Source organism: Paenibacillus nasutitermitis (genome assembly GCF_014641075.1).
In the GTDB taxonomy this organism is placed as follows: Bacteria; Bacillota; Bacilli; order Paenibacillales; family Paenibacillaceae; genus Paenibacillus_Z; species Paenibacillus_Z nasutitermitis.
Map to the genome: position 1 here is coordinate 325,292 of NZ_BMHP01000004.1, position 14,931 is coordinate 340,222.

Annotated in this window: 13 protein-coding genes and 1 riboswitch; all 13 genes read left to right on the forward strand. The window is 54.2% G+C overall.

Features of this window, described 5'->3' with window-relative positions; genetic code table 11:
• Positions 1 to 170: 170 nt before the first annotated feature.
• The gene (locus IEY46_RS26115; RefSeq protein WP_188996734.1) at positions 171 to 1,568 is read left to right on the forward strand and encodes an NCS2 family permease; all 1,398 of its coding nucleotides are present in this window, start codon (positions 171 to 173) and stop codon (positions 1,566 to 1,568) included.
• Between the two features lie 296 nt (positions 1,569 to 1,864).
• Positions 1,865 to 1,966: riboswitch (purine riboswitch) on the forward strand.
• A gap of 244 nt (positions 1,967 to 2,210) precedes the next feature.
• The gene (gene purE / locus IEY46_RS26120; RefSeq protein WP_188996736.1) at positions 2,211 to 2,696 is read left to right on the forward strand and encodes a 5-(carboxyamino)imidazole ribonucleotide mutase; all 486 of its coding nucleotides are present in this window, start codon (positions 2,211 to 2,213) and stop codon (positions 2,694 to 2,696) included.
• A complete protein-coding gene (purK, locus tag IEY46_RS26125; protein ID WP_188996738.1) occupies positions 2,693 to 3,976 on the forward strand; it encodes a 5-(carboxyamino)imidazole ribonucleotide synthase in 1,284 nt (427 codons plus the stop codon). The genes purE and purK overlap by 4 nt, the downstream gene beginning before the upstream one ends.
• Positions 3,977 to 3,981: 5 nt before the next feature.
• Entirely contained in the window at positions 3,982 to 5,277 is a 1,296-nt protein-coding gene (purB, locus tag IEY46_RS26130) for an adenylosuccinate lyase (RefSeq protein WP_188996740.1), read from the forward strand.
• Positions 5,278 to 5,289: 12 nt separating this feature from the next.
• Positions 5,290 to 5,520, forward strand: a complete 231-nt coding sequence (locus tag IEY46_RS26135; RefSeq protein ID WP_188996742.1) for a hypothetical protein — start codon at positions 5,290 to 5,292, stop codon at positions 5,518 to 5,520.
• A gap of 3 nt (positions 5,521 to 5,523) precedes the next feature.
• Positions 5,524 to 6,420 (forward strand): phosphoribosylaminoimidazolesuccinocarboxamide synthase, encoded by an 897-nt coding sequence (locus IEY46_RS26140; RefSeq protein WP_188996744.1) that lies wholly within the window; start codon positions 5,524 to 5,526, stop codon positions 6,418 to 6,420.
• A 371-nt stretch (positions 6,421 to 6,791) separates the two neighbouring features.
• Complete coding sequence (purS, locus tag IEY46_RS26145) at positions 6,792 to 7,034, forward strand: phosphoribosylformylglycinamidine synthase subunit PurS (RefSeq protein ID WP_188996746.1); 243 nt, start codon at positions 6,792 to 6,794, stop codon at positions 7,032 to 7,034.
• Positions 7,035 to 7,037: 3 nt separating this feature from the next.
• On the forward strand, positions 7,038 to 7,733 hold the full coding sequence (gene purQ / locus IEY46_RS26150) for a phosphoribosylformylglycinamidine synthase subunit PurQ (RefSeq protein WP_188996748.1): 696 nt from the start codon (positions 7,038 to 7,040) through the stop codon (positions 7,731 to 7,733).
• A complete protein-coding gene (purL, locus tag IEY46_RS26155) occupies positions 7,711 to 9,954 on the forward strand; it encodes a phosphoribosylformylglycinamidine synthase subunit PurL (RefSeq protein WP_188996750.1) in 2,244 nt (747 codons plus the stop codon). The genes purQ and purL overlap by 23 nt, the downstream gene beginning before the upstream one ends.
• Entirely contained in the window at positions 9,939 to 11,420 is a 1,482-nt protein-coding gene (gene purF / locus IEY46_RS26160; protein ID WP_188996752.1) for an amidophosphoribosyltransferase, read from the forward strand. Before purL ends, purF begins: the two co-directional genes overlap by 16 nt.
• A 123-nt stretch (positions 11,421 to 11,543) precedes the next feature.
• Positions 11,544 to 12,587, forward strand: a complete 1,044-nt coding sequence (gene purM / locus IEY46_RS26165; RefSeq protein ID WP_188996754.1) for a phosphoribosylformylglycinamidine cyclo-ligase — start codon at positions 11,544 to 11,546, stop codon at positions 12,585 to 12,587.
• Positions 12,587 to 13,213, forward strand: coding sequence for a phosphoribosylglycinamide formyltransferase (gene purN, locus IEY46_RS26170; protein ID WP_188996756.1), 627 nt, complete (start codon positions 12,587 to 12,589; stop codon positions 13,211 to 13,213). Before purM ends, purN begins: the two co-directional genes overlap by 1 nt.
• Positions 13,214 to 13,343: 130 nt before the next feature.
• Positions 13,344 to 14,891: a bifunctional phosphoribosylaminoimidazolecarboxamide formyltransferase/IMP cyclohydrolase gene (gene purH / locus IEY46_RS26175; RefSeq protein ID WP_188996758.1), complete on the forward strand. Its 1,548-nt coding sequence runs from the start codon at positions 13,344 to 13,346 to the stop codon at positions 14,889 to 14,891.
• Positions 14,892 to 14,931 lie beyond the last annotated feature (40 nt).

Below are 14,931 nucleotides of genomic sequence, written 5' to 3' on the forward strand. Positions count from 1 at the left end.
AAGGTTATCGGTCCACCTTGCCTAAACTACGCGGCGTTGTCTCAATGGGACAGCCCGTAAGTCCTTTTTTCCTGTTTTGCGCGGAACCTGGGAGAACATGCCGATCAAAGGCATATTTTTTCAGGTTTCTTGCTGTTCTGCACACATTTTTTGGGGAGGGTTATTAAAAAATGGATGGTTTCTTTCGTCTGAAGGAAAACGGAACAAATGTACGGACAGAGATTATGGCAGGCCTCACGACTTTCATGACGATGGCTTATATTTTGGCTGTCAACCCGGGAATTCTCGGCGGAGCAGGGCTTAATGCTTATTCCGTTTTCCTGGCCACAGCGCTTGCGGGCGGTATTTTTACGATTGCGATGGGCTTGTTTGTCAATTTCCCGGTCGCTCTGGCTCCAGGGATGGGACTCAATGCTTATTTTGCAACCGTGGTACTGGCATCCGCAGCTACGGACTCGCCGATCACCCCGGAAATGGCCCTTACGGCCGTATTCATCTCCGGTCTTATTTTTCTCCTGCTGACGCTGACGCAAATCCGGCAAATGCTGATCACTGCTGTTCCCGACAGCCTCAAGCATGCGATTACGGTCGGAATCGGGTTGTTTATTACCATCATCGGGCTCAAGAACAGCGGACTTCTGACAATCGGTGTCGAGAATGCGGTTACGGATATTCCAAAAGGCGTATTCACGGACGTTCTCAGCTTCGAAACGGTCATTCATATGGGGAACCTGGGAAATCCAGTCGTATACTTGACGCTGATTGGTCTTGCTCTGATCGCCGTAATGATGGTCCTTCGCGTCCCGGGAGCGATCCTGTGGGGAATCCTGGCCACCACGCTCATCGCAATCATTACCGGCGATGTGAACGTGAGTGCAACGCTTGAAGGACAATCGTGGGCACCGAACTTCAGCGAACTGAATTTCTGGAATTTTGACTTCGCAGGCGTATGGGAAACCGGTTTGATTTCCGTTATCGCCACCTTTACGTTTGTAGAATTGTTTGACACTTTCGGAACGCTTGTGGGTACGGCGAACCGCGCAGGCATTATGAAAGATCCGGTAGAAGGCAAGAAGCGCGTCGGTAAAGCGATGTTCGTCGATGCAATCGGCGTAAGCGGCGGCGCAATGCTTGGAACAAGCACGGTAACAGCCTTTGTCGAAAGTTCCGCAGGGATTGCCCAAGGCGGACGGACAGGCCTTACGGCCGTAACGACCGGCGTTGGTTTCCTGGTTGCGTTGTTCCTGTGGCCGATTATCTCGCTCATTCCAGGCTCGGCAACAGCGGCAGCGCTGATCATTGTCGGAGTGCTGATGGTGCAGTCTGTGAAGGATATCGACTTCAAGGATATGGTCTATGCCATCCCGGCATTCCTGACCATTGCGATGATGCCTTTTACCTACAACATCGCAAACGGGGTTTCGTTCGGTATCGTTTCGTATGTGCTGCTTGCGACGGTAGCCAACCTGTCCGGCAAAGGTGAAAGCAAATACAAAGTCCACTGGCTGATGTGGGTTTTAGCGATCCTTATTATTGCCCGCTATGCTTTCTTCGGTAGCGCAGGCTAAAGGGGAGCAAAAAAGGAAGACAACGCTGGACCGGCGCTGTCTTCTTTTTTTTTTGCCCGTTTCCGGTTCGCGCAGGCAGCTGGTGTTTCCTGATGAGGCTCATTTTATCGGTGCTGTTCGTTCTGTAATTGACTCGGGAACAGATGAGTGTCATCGGGGTGAAGAATGGCCTTAAAACCAATCGGTCTTTATGGGTTAAATACGAACTATTTAGTTCAATTGAAGTTTAATGTTCGTGTTTTTACGTTGACAATCTGACATGGGATTGTTACACTAGAAGAGGTTTGAAAGTGATTTGTCGATTAATGATGAAGACTCGTATATCCTTGGGAATATGGCCCAAGAGTACCTACCCGGAAACCGATAATTTTCGGACTATGAGCCCACGGAATTAAAGAAGCAGGTTGCCGCCTATCAGGGGCAGCCTGATGTTGTCTTTATCCTGTCCTATCCCTGCTGCTTTTCTTGCCCTTAATGGCCGTGCAGGGGGTTGGAATTACACAAAGGAAAGACAAATTTCTTCATTCATGGATGTTCATGTCCCGAAGCGTTCCTCCAAATTGGAACAAGTGCTGAGGGGCTTTTTTTCTTCTTCCAGGCTTTTAGAAAGTACATTTCATATAAAAGGTGGTTATCAATCGTATGTCAGCGAAGGTAGGCGTCATTATGGGCAGTAAGTCCGATTGGGAGACGATGAAACTGGCCTGTGACGTTCTGGACGAACTTCAAATCGCTTACGAGAAAAAAGTCGTATCGGCGCACCGTACGCCGGATCTCATGTTCGAATATGCGGAAACTGCCGCATCCCGGGGACTCAAAGTCATTATTGCCGGGGCTGGCGGTGCCGCACATCTGCCCGGTATGGTCGCTGCCAAGACGATTCTTCCGGTTATTGGCGTGCCCGTTAAGTCTTCGACCTTGAACGGCCTGGATTCCCTTCTGTCCATCGTGCAGATGCCTGGCGGCATCCCTGTCGCCACGGTTGCGATTGGTCCAGCAGGCGGCACCAATGCGGGGCTTTTGGCCGCGCAGATTCTGGGGGCGTTTGAGCCGGATGTGCAGGATCGTGTCCAGGCAAGGCGTGAGCGTATCCAGCGTGAAGTGCTGGAAAGCAGTGAGAGCTTATGAGTGAACAGGAGAAGCAGCCACCCGCATTGCAGCCTTTGGACCTTGCGGAATTAGAAGGCGCCCTTGGCACCTGCGGGGTGGATGGATGCGGACCGGAGAACCTTGAAGAAGCCACTGCCGGTTCACCGAAGCACCAGGTCATTCTGCCTGGATCAACGATCGGAATTCTCGGGGGCGGCCAATTGGGCCGTATGATGGCGGGTGCAGGCAGCGCGATGGGCTACCGGTTTGTTGCGCTTGACCCCACGCCAGATGCGCCTTGCGGCCAGGTAGCCGAGCAGATCGTAGCCGCCTATGACGACCATGCGGCAGCGGCGGAGCTTGCGCAGCGCGCTGATGTGATCACGTACGAGTTCGAAAATGTGGATGCAGATGTAGCGGCGATGCTTGCGAAAACCTCGTATGTGCCCCAAGGCAGCGAACTGCTGTATACAACGCAGCACCGTCTTCGCGAGAAGCGGGCGATTGAAGCGGCCGGGGTGCGTGTCGCGCCTTACTCCGAGATTGGAAGCGTGGATGAACTGAGAGCGGCAGTGGGCAGATTCGGTCTGCCATGCGTGCTGAAGACGGCAACGGGCGGCTACGACGGTAAAGGCCAGTGGGTGATCCGCAGCGAATCGGAAGTGGAAGAAGCCTACGAGACCCTCAGTCTGGCGCGGACCGAGCTTGTTTTGGAGAAATTCATCGCATTCGACAAAGAGCTGTCCGTCATTGCCGCAAGAAGCCCGCAGGGTGAAATCCGAACGTTCCCGATATCCGAGAATGTTCATGTGGACAACATTTTGCATCTGTCAATCGTTCCGGCAAGAGTGGATGAGGCTGTCGGCCGGAAGGCGCAGGAGCTGGCGTCGCGGATAGCCGAAGGGCTCGGCGTTGTCGGACTGGTTGCTGTAGAGCTGTTTCTCACCGCGGAAGGTGAATTGTTCGTTAATGAGCTCGCTCCGCGGCCGCACAATAGCGGCCACTACACAATGGAGGCTTGCCGGACCTCGCAATTCGAGCAGCATGTCCGGGCGGTATGCGGTTTGCCCTTGGGCGATCCCGCGTTATTGACTCCGGTTGTCATGGTCAATGTGCTCGGCGAGCATATGGAGCCGCTATTGGAACGTATGGCCCGGCCTGATGACGCCGCAGAGCGGCTGAATGTCGCGCCGAAGGTGCACTTGTATGGAAAGCATGAAGCCAAGCATAAACGGAAGATGGGGCATGTTAACGTGTTGGCGAAAGACGTCGATACGGCGCTTGCCTGGATCGCCGAAACAAACATTTGGAGGTTTTGAAATTCATGTTAGAACGTTACAGCAGACCGGAAATGAGAGCCATTTGGACCGAGGAAAATAAATTTAAAGCCTGGCTGGAAGTGGAGCTTTGCGCTTGCGAAGCCTGGGTGGAGCTTGGAGTTATTCCCCGCGGTGACGTGGAGGCGCTCCGCAAGGGAGCAACCTTCAATATTGACCGGATCAACGAAATCGAGCTGGAAACGCGCCATGATGTCATTGCCTTCACACGGGCGGTATCCGAGACAGTCGGTCCGGAGCGCAAATGGGTTCATTATGGTCTGACCTCCACGGATGTCGTGGATACCGCGATGGGCTATCTGCTGCTTCAAGCCAACACTGTATTGGAGCGCGACATTACGAATTTTATTGAAATCCTCCGCGGACAAGCGGTTGCTTATAAAGATACCCCGATGATGGGGCGTACGCACGGCGTTCATGCCGAGCCGACCACATTCGGTCTGAAGGTAGCGCTTTGGTACGAGGAAATGAAACGGAATCTGGAACGCTTTCGCCATGCGGCAAACGGCGTGCAGTTCGGTAAAATCTCTGGAGCTGTGGGCACCTATGCGAATATCGATCCCTTCGTAGAGGAATTCACCTGCCGCAAACTCGGCATCTCGCCGGCGCCGATCTCCACGCAGACGCTGCAGCGCGACCGCCATGCCGAATATATGGCAACCTTGGCGCTTATCGCCACCTCACTGGACAAGTTCGCGACGGAAATCCGCGCCTTGCAGAAGAGCGAGGTCCGCGAAGTGGAAGAGGCATTTGCCAAAGGCCAAAAAGGCTCCTCGGCTATGCCGCATAAACGCAATCCGATCGGCTGCGAAAATATTTCCGGCCTGGCCCGCGTTATCCGCGGCCATATGATTTCCGCGTACGAGAACGTTACGCTGTGGCATGAACGCGACATCAGCCACTCCTCCGTCGAACGGGTTATTATACCGGACGCGACGATGCTGCTGAACTATATGCTTAATCGACTGGGCAACATTATCAAAAACTTGACCGTATTCCCTGAGAATATGAAACGCAATATGCAGCGCACTTATGGCGTGCCGTTCTCCGGCCGCGTAATGACGAAGCTGATCGATAATGGCTTCAGCCGCGAACAGGCTTACGACACGGTACAGCCCCGGGCCATGCAGGCTTGGGAAGAGCAGCGTCAGTTCCGCGAAATTATCGAAGCTACACCGGAAATCACAGCGGTACTTGGACCCGAAGATATCGAAGACGCGTTCAATCCAACCTGGCATCTGAAGCATGTGGATACTATCTTCAAGCGGCTCGAACTGATCTAAAACGGCAGCCCGATGCTACCGTATCACGGAGGTGCGGTTTCGCAGCTGCCGCCTCCCAACGGGCAGCGCAAATCGCCAGCTAACGGCAGCAGTATTACCGCCAGCCGATCCGCACAAATCGCAGCTAACACTGCCAACCGAGCTGCGCACCCAGCAGCTGACGGTAGCAGTACGATTGCAGTATTACTGCCAACCGAGCTGCAGAATTGGCAGCTGACGGTTGCAGTAGATAAGGAGAGATAAACAATGACTTCACCTGCATTGTCCACCGCTGTGGATTACGTTAAAGCTCCGCTGGTTTATAAAGGAAAAGTGCGGGAGCTTTATGATTTGGGCGAGCATTATCTGATCGTTGTAACAGACCGAATCAGCGCGTTCGATTATGTACTGGACCCAGCCGTTCCGGAGAAGGGAAATGTGCTGAATCGGCTGTCCGCCTTCTGGTTTGAGCAGACGGCATCAATCCAGAACAACCATGTGGTGCACACCGATGTGTATAAGCTTGGCGACATCATAACGGAGCCGGAGCTTCTGAAAAACCGGATCATGGTCACCCGCAAAGCGGAGCGTATCGATATTGAATGTGTGGTGCGCGGCTATATCACAGGCGGCGGTTGGAGACAATATGTTCAAACGTCCGCGATTAACGGAATTGAGCTGCGCGAAGGCTTGCGCAAGAATGAACGGCTGGAGCAGCCGTTGTTCACACCGGCGGCGAAGAACGACGTTGGCCACGACGAGGATATTCCTTTTGCGCGTATGCAGGAGATGATTGGCGCTGAGCTTGCCGACGAGCTTCGCGACCGCAGTATCCGGCTGTATGAATTCGCACGCGCGTACTGTGAAGAGCGGAGTATTATTCTTGCCGACTGCAAATTTGAATTCGGATTGATTGATGGCGAGATCATCCTTATCGATGAAATTTTCACGCCCGACGCTTCCCGATTTTGGGCTAAAGAAAGCTATGAATACGATACTGAAATCGACAGCATGGACAAGGAACCGGTCCGCAAGTATCTGCTTGATTCCGACTGGGATAAGAACAGTAAGCCTGCCCCGCTTCCGCAGCATGTCGTCGATGAAACGACGCGCCGTTATCTGAACATCTACCATCGTCTAACAGGCTCTTATCTGACTGAATAAGGTCCATTCTTGATCTTGAACTTAATCTTAAAATACCCGCGGGGCAAGCAAAGATGCCCCGCACCCTATACATCAACGCGAGCGGCGAATGGCAAGCGATCGGTAATACCAGGCATCACAAAATGAGGCCGTGTGAAATGGGAGTAGGGCGGAGCGGGCGGAAACAGTATGGAGAAGCGAAGCGTTCGCCTTTGTACCCTGAATTTACCAGGTATTCAAGTTAAAAAAATTCAGAGGTACAACAGCAATCTCGACAAGTGACAAGCGGCATTTCGCTTGTAACACTTGCGAGTATCGAAAGACGTTTCCGCATGCGCAGCCTATCTTTTACACTAAGGCCGACCCACAAGTTCAGGAGGCGAATCATCCACATGAAAGCAAAGGTTTATGTGACCATTAAGCAAAACGTACTGGATCCGCAAGGAAGCGCCGTACAAGGCGCGCTTCATTCTATGGGTTTTGAAGAAGTCGATAAGGTACGCATTGGCAAGTATTTGGAATTTGATCTGGATACAAACGATCGCGCCCAAGCGGAAGCCCGTTTGAAGGACATGTGCGAGAAGCTGCTGGCGAATACGGTAGTCGAAGATTACCGCTTTGAATTGGAGGGATAAACGATGAAATTCGCGGTACTCGTTTTTCCGGGATCGAACTGTGACATTGACTGCTTCAAGGCGGTGGAGGACTCGATCGGCCAGAAGGTTGAATATGTGTGGCATACGGCTACGGATTTATCCAGCTTTGACGCCATTCTGGTGCCGGGCGGTTTCTCCTATGGCGATTACCTGCGCTGCGGCGCAATCGCGCAGTTTGCCCCTGTCATGAATGAAGTGAAAAAAGCAGCCGATGCCGGCAAGTATATTCTGGGCATTTGCAACGGGTTTCAAATCCTGACGGAAGCCGGTCTGCTTCCGGGAGCGCTGCTGCGCAACAGCGGCATGAAATTCCGCTGTCACTCGACACTGCTTGAAGTGGTGAACAACGAGACGGCGTTTACCAATCAATATTCCAAAGGCGAGATCATCGATATTCCGATCGCTCACGGCGAAGGCAACTATTACTGTGACGAAGCGACGCTCGCCCAGCTCAAAGCAAACAACCAGATCGTATTCCGCTATAAAGCGGGAGCGAATCCGAATGGTTCCACAGAAGATATTGCAGGCGTGAGAAATTTGCGCGGCAATGTGGTCGGCATGATGCCGCATCCGGAGCGCGCGGTGGATCAGCTGCTCGGTTCGGAGGACGGCAAACGGATGTTTACATCGATTTTGAACGCATGGAGGGAACAGCATGGCGCAGCAGTTAACAGCTAAAGAACCGACAGCGGAGCAAATTGCGGAGCAGCGGATTTATACGCAATTCGGCGTGACGGACGAGGAATACGGGCTGATTTGCGGCTTTCTTGGACGCAAACCCAACTACACCGAGATCGGCGTTTTCAGCGTAATGTGGTCCGAGCACTGCTCCTACAAGAACTCCAAGCCGATTCTGAAGAAATTCCCGATTACCGGCCCCCGCGTTCTGATGGGACCTGGCGAAGGAGCAGGGATTGTCGATATTGGCGATAATCAGGCTGTCGTATTCAAGATTGAATCGCATAACCATCCATCGGCAGTGGAGCCTTATCAGGGCGCGGCAACAGGCGTGGGCGGCATTATCCGTGATATTTTCTCCATGGGCGCCCGCCCGATTGCGATTCTGAACAGCCTGCGTTTTGGCAAGCTGGAGAATCCGCGCGCGAAATATTTGTTTGAGCATGTAGTCAGCGGCATCGCCGGCTATGGCAACTGCATCGGTATTCCAACGGTCGGCGGAGAAGTGGTGTTCGACGACAGCTATGAAGGCAATCCGCTGGTTAACGCGATGTGCGTCGGTTTGATCGACCATGACAAAATCCAGCGCGGCGTCGCCAAAGGCGTCGGCAATCCGGTCTTTTATGTAGGCCCGGCTACAGGGCGCGACGGTATTCACGGCGCGACCTTCGCTTCCGTTGAATTGTCCGAGGAGTCTGAAGAGAAGCGTACCGCGGTTCAGGTCGGCGATCCGTTCATGGAGAAGCTGGTCATGGAAGCGACGCTCGAGCTGATTGATTCAGGCATCGTGCTCGGTATTCAGGACATGGGAGCGGCAGGCTTGACCTGCTCCAGCGCCGAGATGGCATCCAAGGCTGGCAACGGCCTGGAGCTGTACCTGGATGAGGTGCCTCAGCGGGAATCCGGCATGACCCCTTATGAAATGATGCTGTCGGAATCGCAGGAACGGATGCTGTTCGTCGTTGAGCCGCAGCATGAAGCGCAGGCGAGAGAGATTTTCGAGCGCTGGGGCATTATTTGCGCCAAGGTCGGAAAAGTAACCGATGATGGCCGCCTTCGTCTATTCCATCAAGGGCAGGAAGTCGCGGACATGCCGGTTACGGCGCTCGTAGACGAATGTCCGGTGTACAACAAACCTTCAAAGGAGCCGGCTTATTACGGAGAGAATGCGTCCGTGGATACCACGGCTTATCCGGAAGTAACGGATCTGGCGGGAGCGCTCAAGCAAGTTTTGGCTTCGCCGACTGTCGCCAGCAAAGAATGGGTATATAACCAGTATGACTATATGGTTCGTACCAGCACGGCGGTACAGCCTGGCTCCGATGCGGCGGTTGTGACCATCCGCGGAACCCGCAAAGGACTTGCCATGACAACAGACTGCAACGGTCGTTATGTTTACCTTGATCCTGAAGTTGGCGGACAGATTGCTGTGTCGGAAGCGGCGCGCAATATCGTATGCTCCGGCGCTGAGCCGCTCGCCATCACGGATAATTTGAATTTCGGCAATCCTGAGAAACCAGAAGTGTTCTGGCAAATTGAGAAAGCGGCTGACGGGATTTCGGAAGCCTGCCGGATTTTGGATACGCCTGTCATTGGCGGCAATGTCAGCTTGTACAATGAGAATGCCAAAGGCGCGATTTATCCGACTCCGGTAATCGGCATGGTCGGTCTCATCCATGATGTGGACCATATTACGACGCAAGGGTTCAAACAAGCCGGCGACTCGATCATTTTGCTTGGCGAAACCAAGAATGAGCTTGGCGGAAGTGAGCTTCAGCATGTGCTGCATGGCAAAGCCGAAGGCCGTCCGCCACAGATCGATTTGGCGGTCGAGAAGAAGCTGCAAGGCGCTGTACTTGGCGCCATCCAGCAGGGACTTGTCGCTTCGGCGCATGACCTGTCAGAAGGCGGTCTTGCAGTCGCGCTGGCGGAATCCTGCATCAGCGGCAAGCTTGGCGCTGAAGTTAACCTGACAACGGACCTTCGCCCGGATGTGGCCTTGTTCAGCGAAACCCAGTCGCGTATTCTGCTTTCCGCAAGCGCGGAGCAGGCGGCGAAACTGACGGCCTATCTGACGGAGCAAGGCGTACCTAACGCTGCAATCGGCGTTGTCCGTGGCAGCGGACTGACCCTGAACATCAATGGCAAACCGGGCATCGATGAGCCGGTTGAGCAACTGGAGAAGGTCTGGAAGGATGCGATTCCATGTCTGATGAAGTAATGCAGCTTTCACAGCTGTGGACGGGCTCTCATTATAATGAGGGCATAGGACGGGACGACATTTTTGATAAATTGCGCGAGGAATGCGGCGTGTTCGGGGCTTTCAATATCCCCGACGCTTCGTCTCTTGGCTATTACGGCCTGCATGCCCTGCAGCACAGAGGCGAAGAAAGCTCCGGGATGTGCACGGTGGACTCCAGGAACGGCGGATCATTCAATTACTACCGCGGCATGGGGCTGGTCAAGGAAGTATTCAATCAGGAGCGCCTTGACGGGCTGCCTGGGGACCGCGTCATCGGGCATGTCCGGTATTCGACTGCGGGTGAGAGCAAGTTGGGCAATGCGCAGCCGCTTATCTTCAAATACCGGGACGGCGATCTGGCCGTTGCGACGAATGGCAATATTGTCAATGCTCCCTCCATCCGCGAGGAATTGGAGCAGCAGGGCTCCATCTTTCAGACAACGAGCGATACGGAAGTGATCGCGCATCTGATTGCCCGCTCCAGCAAGGATTTTGTTTCGGCTGCCAAGGATGCGCTGCAGCGTCTTATCGGCGGTTTCGCTTTTCTGATTATGACTAACGGCAAGCTGCTTGTGGCATCTGATGCGCATGGACTGCGACCGCTGGTGATGGGCAAGCTTGGCGAAGGGTATGTGTTCGCTTCCGAGACCTGCGCGCTGGAGACCTGCGGAGCTGTTTATGAGCGGGATGTGCAGCCGGGAGAGCTGATCATACTGGACAGCGACGGCATTCGTTTCGATCGTTTCGAGAAGCTGGAGCGCCGCGCGACCTGCGCGATGGAATATATTTATTTTGCCCGGCCGGACAGCGATATTAACGGGATTAACCTTCATTCCGCCCGCAAACGGATGGGGCAGAAGCTGGCGCTTGAATCCTTTGTCGATGCGGATGTGGTTACGGGGGTACCGGATTCCAGTATTTCCGCCGCGATCGGCTACGCCGAGCAGACCGGCATCCCGTATGAGCTTGGCCTGATCAAAAATAAATATACCGGCCGCACGTTCATCCAGCCTTCCCAGGAGCTTCGCGAGAAAGGCGTCAAGATGAAGCTGTCGGCTGTTCGCAAGGTGGTCGAAGGCAAGCGAGTAGTCATGATCGACGATTCCATAGTGCGCGGCACCACCTCGCTGCGGATCGTCAACCTGCTTCGCGAAGCGGGGGCAACAGAAGTGCATGTGCGGATTACGTCGCCGCCTTTTATGAATCCTTGTTATTACGGGATTGATACGCCTGACCGCAAGGAGCTGATCGCTTCACAGAAAACGGTCGAGGAGATCCGGCAGGCCATCAATGCGGATTCGATTACCTTTTTGAGTCATGAAGGCTTTATTGAGGCTGTGGGCGGGAATGACGGAGAATTTAACCGCGGCATGTGCATGGCTTGCTTCGACAATGATTATCCGACGCCTGTCGATCCAACCTCGGAGAAAAGCTGCAGCTGCTAAACCGGCGAATGAATGAATTTGACGGTTCACGAGGCTTTGATAAGTTTGGTTATGGACGGGATGTATAATAAATGGAATTAACCCTAAGCGGGATTAATTGACTAAGCGTAAGGAGTGACTCTGGTGGCAGAAGCGTACAAAGAAGCCGGCGTTGACATTGCGGCGGGCAACGAAGCGGTCGAACGGATGAAGAAGCATGTAAAGAAAACGTTTCGCCCGGAAGTCCTGACGGAGCTTGGCGGCTTCGGAGGCCTGTTCGGACTGGATAAAGACAAGTACGAGGAACCGGTACTGGTCTCGGGAACCGACGGTGTCGGCACTAAGCTGAAAATCGCCTTTGCCATGGATAAGCATGATACGATCGGTATCGATGCGGTCGCGATGTGCGTAAATGACATTGTGGTTCAAGGGGCGGAGCCTCTGTTCTTCCTGGATTATCTGGCCTGCGGCAAAGTGGAGCCGGAGAAGATCGAAGCGATTGTCAAAGGCATCGCCGATGGCTGCGTGCAGTCCGGCTGTGCGCTGATCGGCGGCGAGACAGCCGAAATGCCGGGCATGTACCAAGGGGAAGAATATGATATCGCCGGGTTTACCGTTGGTATCGTCGACAAGAAGAAAATCATCGACGGATCGACGATTGCGCCCGGGGATGTTGTAATTGGCCTGGCATCCAGCGGTATCCACAGCAACGGGTTCTCTCTGGTGCGCAAGCTGCTGCTTGAGAAGAGCGGCTATTCGCTTGACCAGGAGCTGCCGGAGCTGGAAGGACGCAAGCTCGGCGATGTTATTATTGAGCCGACGCGAATCTATGTGAAATCGGCGCTTGAGCTGATTAAACGCGTGAGCGTTAAAGGCATGGCGCATATTACCGGCGGAGGATTTATCGAGAATATTCCCCGGGTGCTGCCGCAAGGCGTGAATGTGGAAGTGGAATACGGATCATGGCCGATCCAGCCGATCTTCAACCTGATGCAGGAGAAAGGCAATATCACCAACCGCGATATGTTTACCACGTTTAATATGGGCGTCGGAATGATTGTGGTCGTCTCTGCGGATCAGGCAGAAGAAGCGCTGCGTGCGGCGAATGAGCTTGGCGAGCAGGCTTACCGCATTGGACGCGTTACGGAAGGAAGCCGCATCGTGACCTTTACAGGAGCGGATGTCTAATGGCTGAGTTGCGGATGGCCGTATTTGCCTCGGGGCAGGGAACGAACTTCCAGGCGCTCGCGGATGCGGCCAAACAAGGAAGGCTCGAGGGCGCAAGCCTCGAGCTTCTTGTTTGTGATAAGCCCCAGGCGCCGGTTGTAGGCCGGGCGCGGCGCGCGGGCATTCAGACGCATCTGTTTGAACCGCGGAATTATTCTTCGCGTGAAGCTTATGAGCAGGAAATCCATGACGAGCTGCAGCGGCGCGGAATTGAGCTTGTGGTGCTGGCCGGGTATATGCGTATTATTACACCCGTGCTTGTGGAGCCCTATTATGGACGGATGATCAACGTGCATCCGGCGCTGCTGCCGGCTTTTCCCGGCGTAAACGGGATCAGGCAGGCGCTGGACTACGGCGTGAAGGTGACGGGGGTCACGGTTCATTATGTAGACGGCGGCATGGACAGCGGACCGATTATTGCCCAGCGGACAGTAGCGGTGCACGATGACGATACGGAAGCAACGCTTGCCCCGCGAATTCACGCGGCGGAGCAAGAGCTGCTCCCTTGGGTGGTCGGACGTATTGCCGCGGGAGCGGTTTCGCTTGATGGCAGGCATGTTGCGGTTAAAGGACTGCAGGGGAGTTAATTTTATAAGCAGCCTTTATGGAGGCTTTTTGAAGGATTAAGGAAGGCATCGCAGGCGTCTAAGGCTTCTACGGAAGAGAAGCAGGATTTAGTATATCGCGTCGCAATTATACTTTTGGGAGGGTACCCTATTGGCTATTCGCAGAGCGTTAATTAGTGTATCGGATAAAACGGGCATTGTGGAGTTTTCGCGGGCATTGGCGGGACTTGGCGTGCAAATCATTTCAACTGGTGGCACCGCCAGCCTGCTGGAGAAGGAAGGCGTTCCGGTTGTCGGGATCTCCGACGTGACGGGGTTTCCGGAAATTCTCGACGGACGTGTCAAAACGCTGCACCCCGCTGTCCACAGCGGATTGCTTGCTGTCCGTGACGATGAAGAACACCAGAAGGCGATGAAAGACCTGGGATTGGATTATATCGATATGGTCGTAGTCAATCTTTATCCGTTCGCGGCTACGATTGCCAAGCCCGATGTTACGTATGAGGATGCTATCGAGAACATCGATATCGGCGGACCGACGATGCTCCGCTCGGCTGCGAAGAACCACGCATTTGTGACCGTCATCGTGGATGCTGCCGATTATGCAGGCGTGCTGGAGGAAATCAAGACGGCAAGCGACACCACGCTTGAAACACGCAAACGCCTCGCGGCCAAAGTATTCCGCCACACCGGCGCTTATGACGCGCTGATCGGCGATTATCTCTCCAAGCTGGGCGGCGAGCCGCTTCCGGAGCGTTATACCGTGACGTACGAGAAAGTTCAGGACCTCCGCTACGGGGAAAATCCGCATCAGCAGGCTGCGTTCTACCGCAAGCCGCTGGCCGCTGAAGGCAATATTACGACAGCCCGGCAGCTGCATGGCAAGGAGCTGTCCTACAACAACATTAACGATGCCAACGCAGCGCTTGCCATTGTCAAGGAATTCAATGAGCCGGCCGTAGTGGCCGTCAAGCACATGAATCCTTGCGGCGTGGGCATCGGCAGCGATATTCACGAAGCCTATCAAAAAGCATATTCGGCCGATCCGACCTCCATCTTCGGCGGCATCGTCGCGGCAAACCGCACGATCGGGGTGGAAACCGCACAGCTGCTCAGCGAGATTTTTCTGGAGATTGTTATCGCTCCGGACTTTACGCCTGAGGCGCTGGACGTGCTGACCAAGAAGAAGAATATCCGCCTGATGAAGCTCGGTGAGCTGCAGGCGGCCGCGGAGCGCAAGCCGGAATGGCTGGTCACCAGCGTAGATGGCGGCATGCTCGTTCAGGAGAGCGATGTGCACAGCCTGACGCCGGAGGATATCAAGGTCGTTACCAACCGCAAGCCGACGGATGAAGAGCTGAAGCAGCTGCTGTTTGGCTGGAAAGTCGTGAAACACGTCAAGTCCAATGCCATCCTGCTAGCAGCCGATAACATGACGGTTGGCGTAGGCGCGGGTCAGATGAACCGGGTAGGTGCTGCTCGCATTGCTATTGAACAGGCAGGCGAAAAAGCGCAGGGAGCGGTGCTGGCATCGGATGCGTTTTTCCCGATGGGCGATACCGTTGAACTGGCTGCCAAAGCGGGCATCACGGCTATTATCCAGCCGGGCGGCTCGATCAAAGACGAAGAATCCATCGCAGCGGCAAATGCCCATAATATCGCGATGGTCGTGACGGGCGTCCGTCATTTTAAACATTAAGAAGAGGTCTGGATTGGGTTTAACTTTGGGGGAGGGTTAT

Bases quoted from the DNA above. Each gene is read 5' to 3' on its own strand.
- purL (WP_188996750.1), top strand. From the start codon at position 7,711: ATGGCGCAGCAGTTAACAGCTAAAGAACCGACAGCGGAGCAAATTGCG.
- purN (WP_188996756.1), top strand. From the start codon at position 12,587: ATGGCTGAGTTGCGGATGGCCGTATTTGCCTCGGGGCAGGGAACGAAC.
- IEY46_RS26135 (WP_188996742.1), top strand. From the start codon at position 5,290: ATGCTACCGTATCACGGAGGTGCGGTTTCGCAGCTGCCGCCTCCCAAC.
- purF (WP_188996752.1), top strand. From the start codon at position 9,939: ATGTCTGATGAAGTAATGCAGCTTTCACAGCTGTGGACGGGCTCTCAT.
- purK (WP_188996738.1), top strand. From the start codon at position 2,693: ATGAGTGAACAGGAGAAGCAGCCACCCGCATTGCAGCCTTTGGACCTT.
- IEY46_RS26115 (WP_188996734.1), top strand. From the start codon at position 171: ATGGATGGTTTCTTTCGTCTGAAGGAAAACGGAACAAATGTACGGACA.
- IEY46_RS26140 (WP_188996744.1), top strand. From the start codon at position 5,524: ATGACTTCACCTGCATTGTCCACCGCTGTGGATTACGTTAAAGCTCCG.
- purQ (WP_188996748.1), top strand. From the start codon at position 7,038: ATGAAATTCGCGGTACTCGTTTTTCCGGGATCGAACTGTGACATTGAC.
- purE (WP_188996736.1), top strand. From the start codon at position 2,211: ATGTCAGCGAAGGTAGGCGTCATTATGGGCAGTAAGTCCGATTGGGAG.
- purS (WP_188996746.1), top strand. From the start codon at position 6,792: ATGAAAGCAAAGGTTTATGTGACCATTAAGCAAAACGTACTGGATCCG.
- purB (WP_188996740.1), top strand. From the start codon at position 3,982: ATGTTAGAACGTTACAGCAGACCGGAAATGAGAGCCATTTGGACCGAG.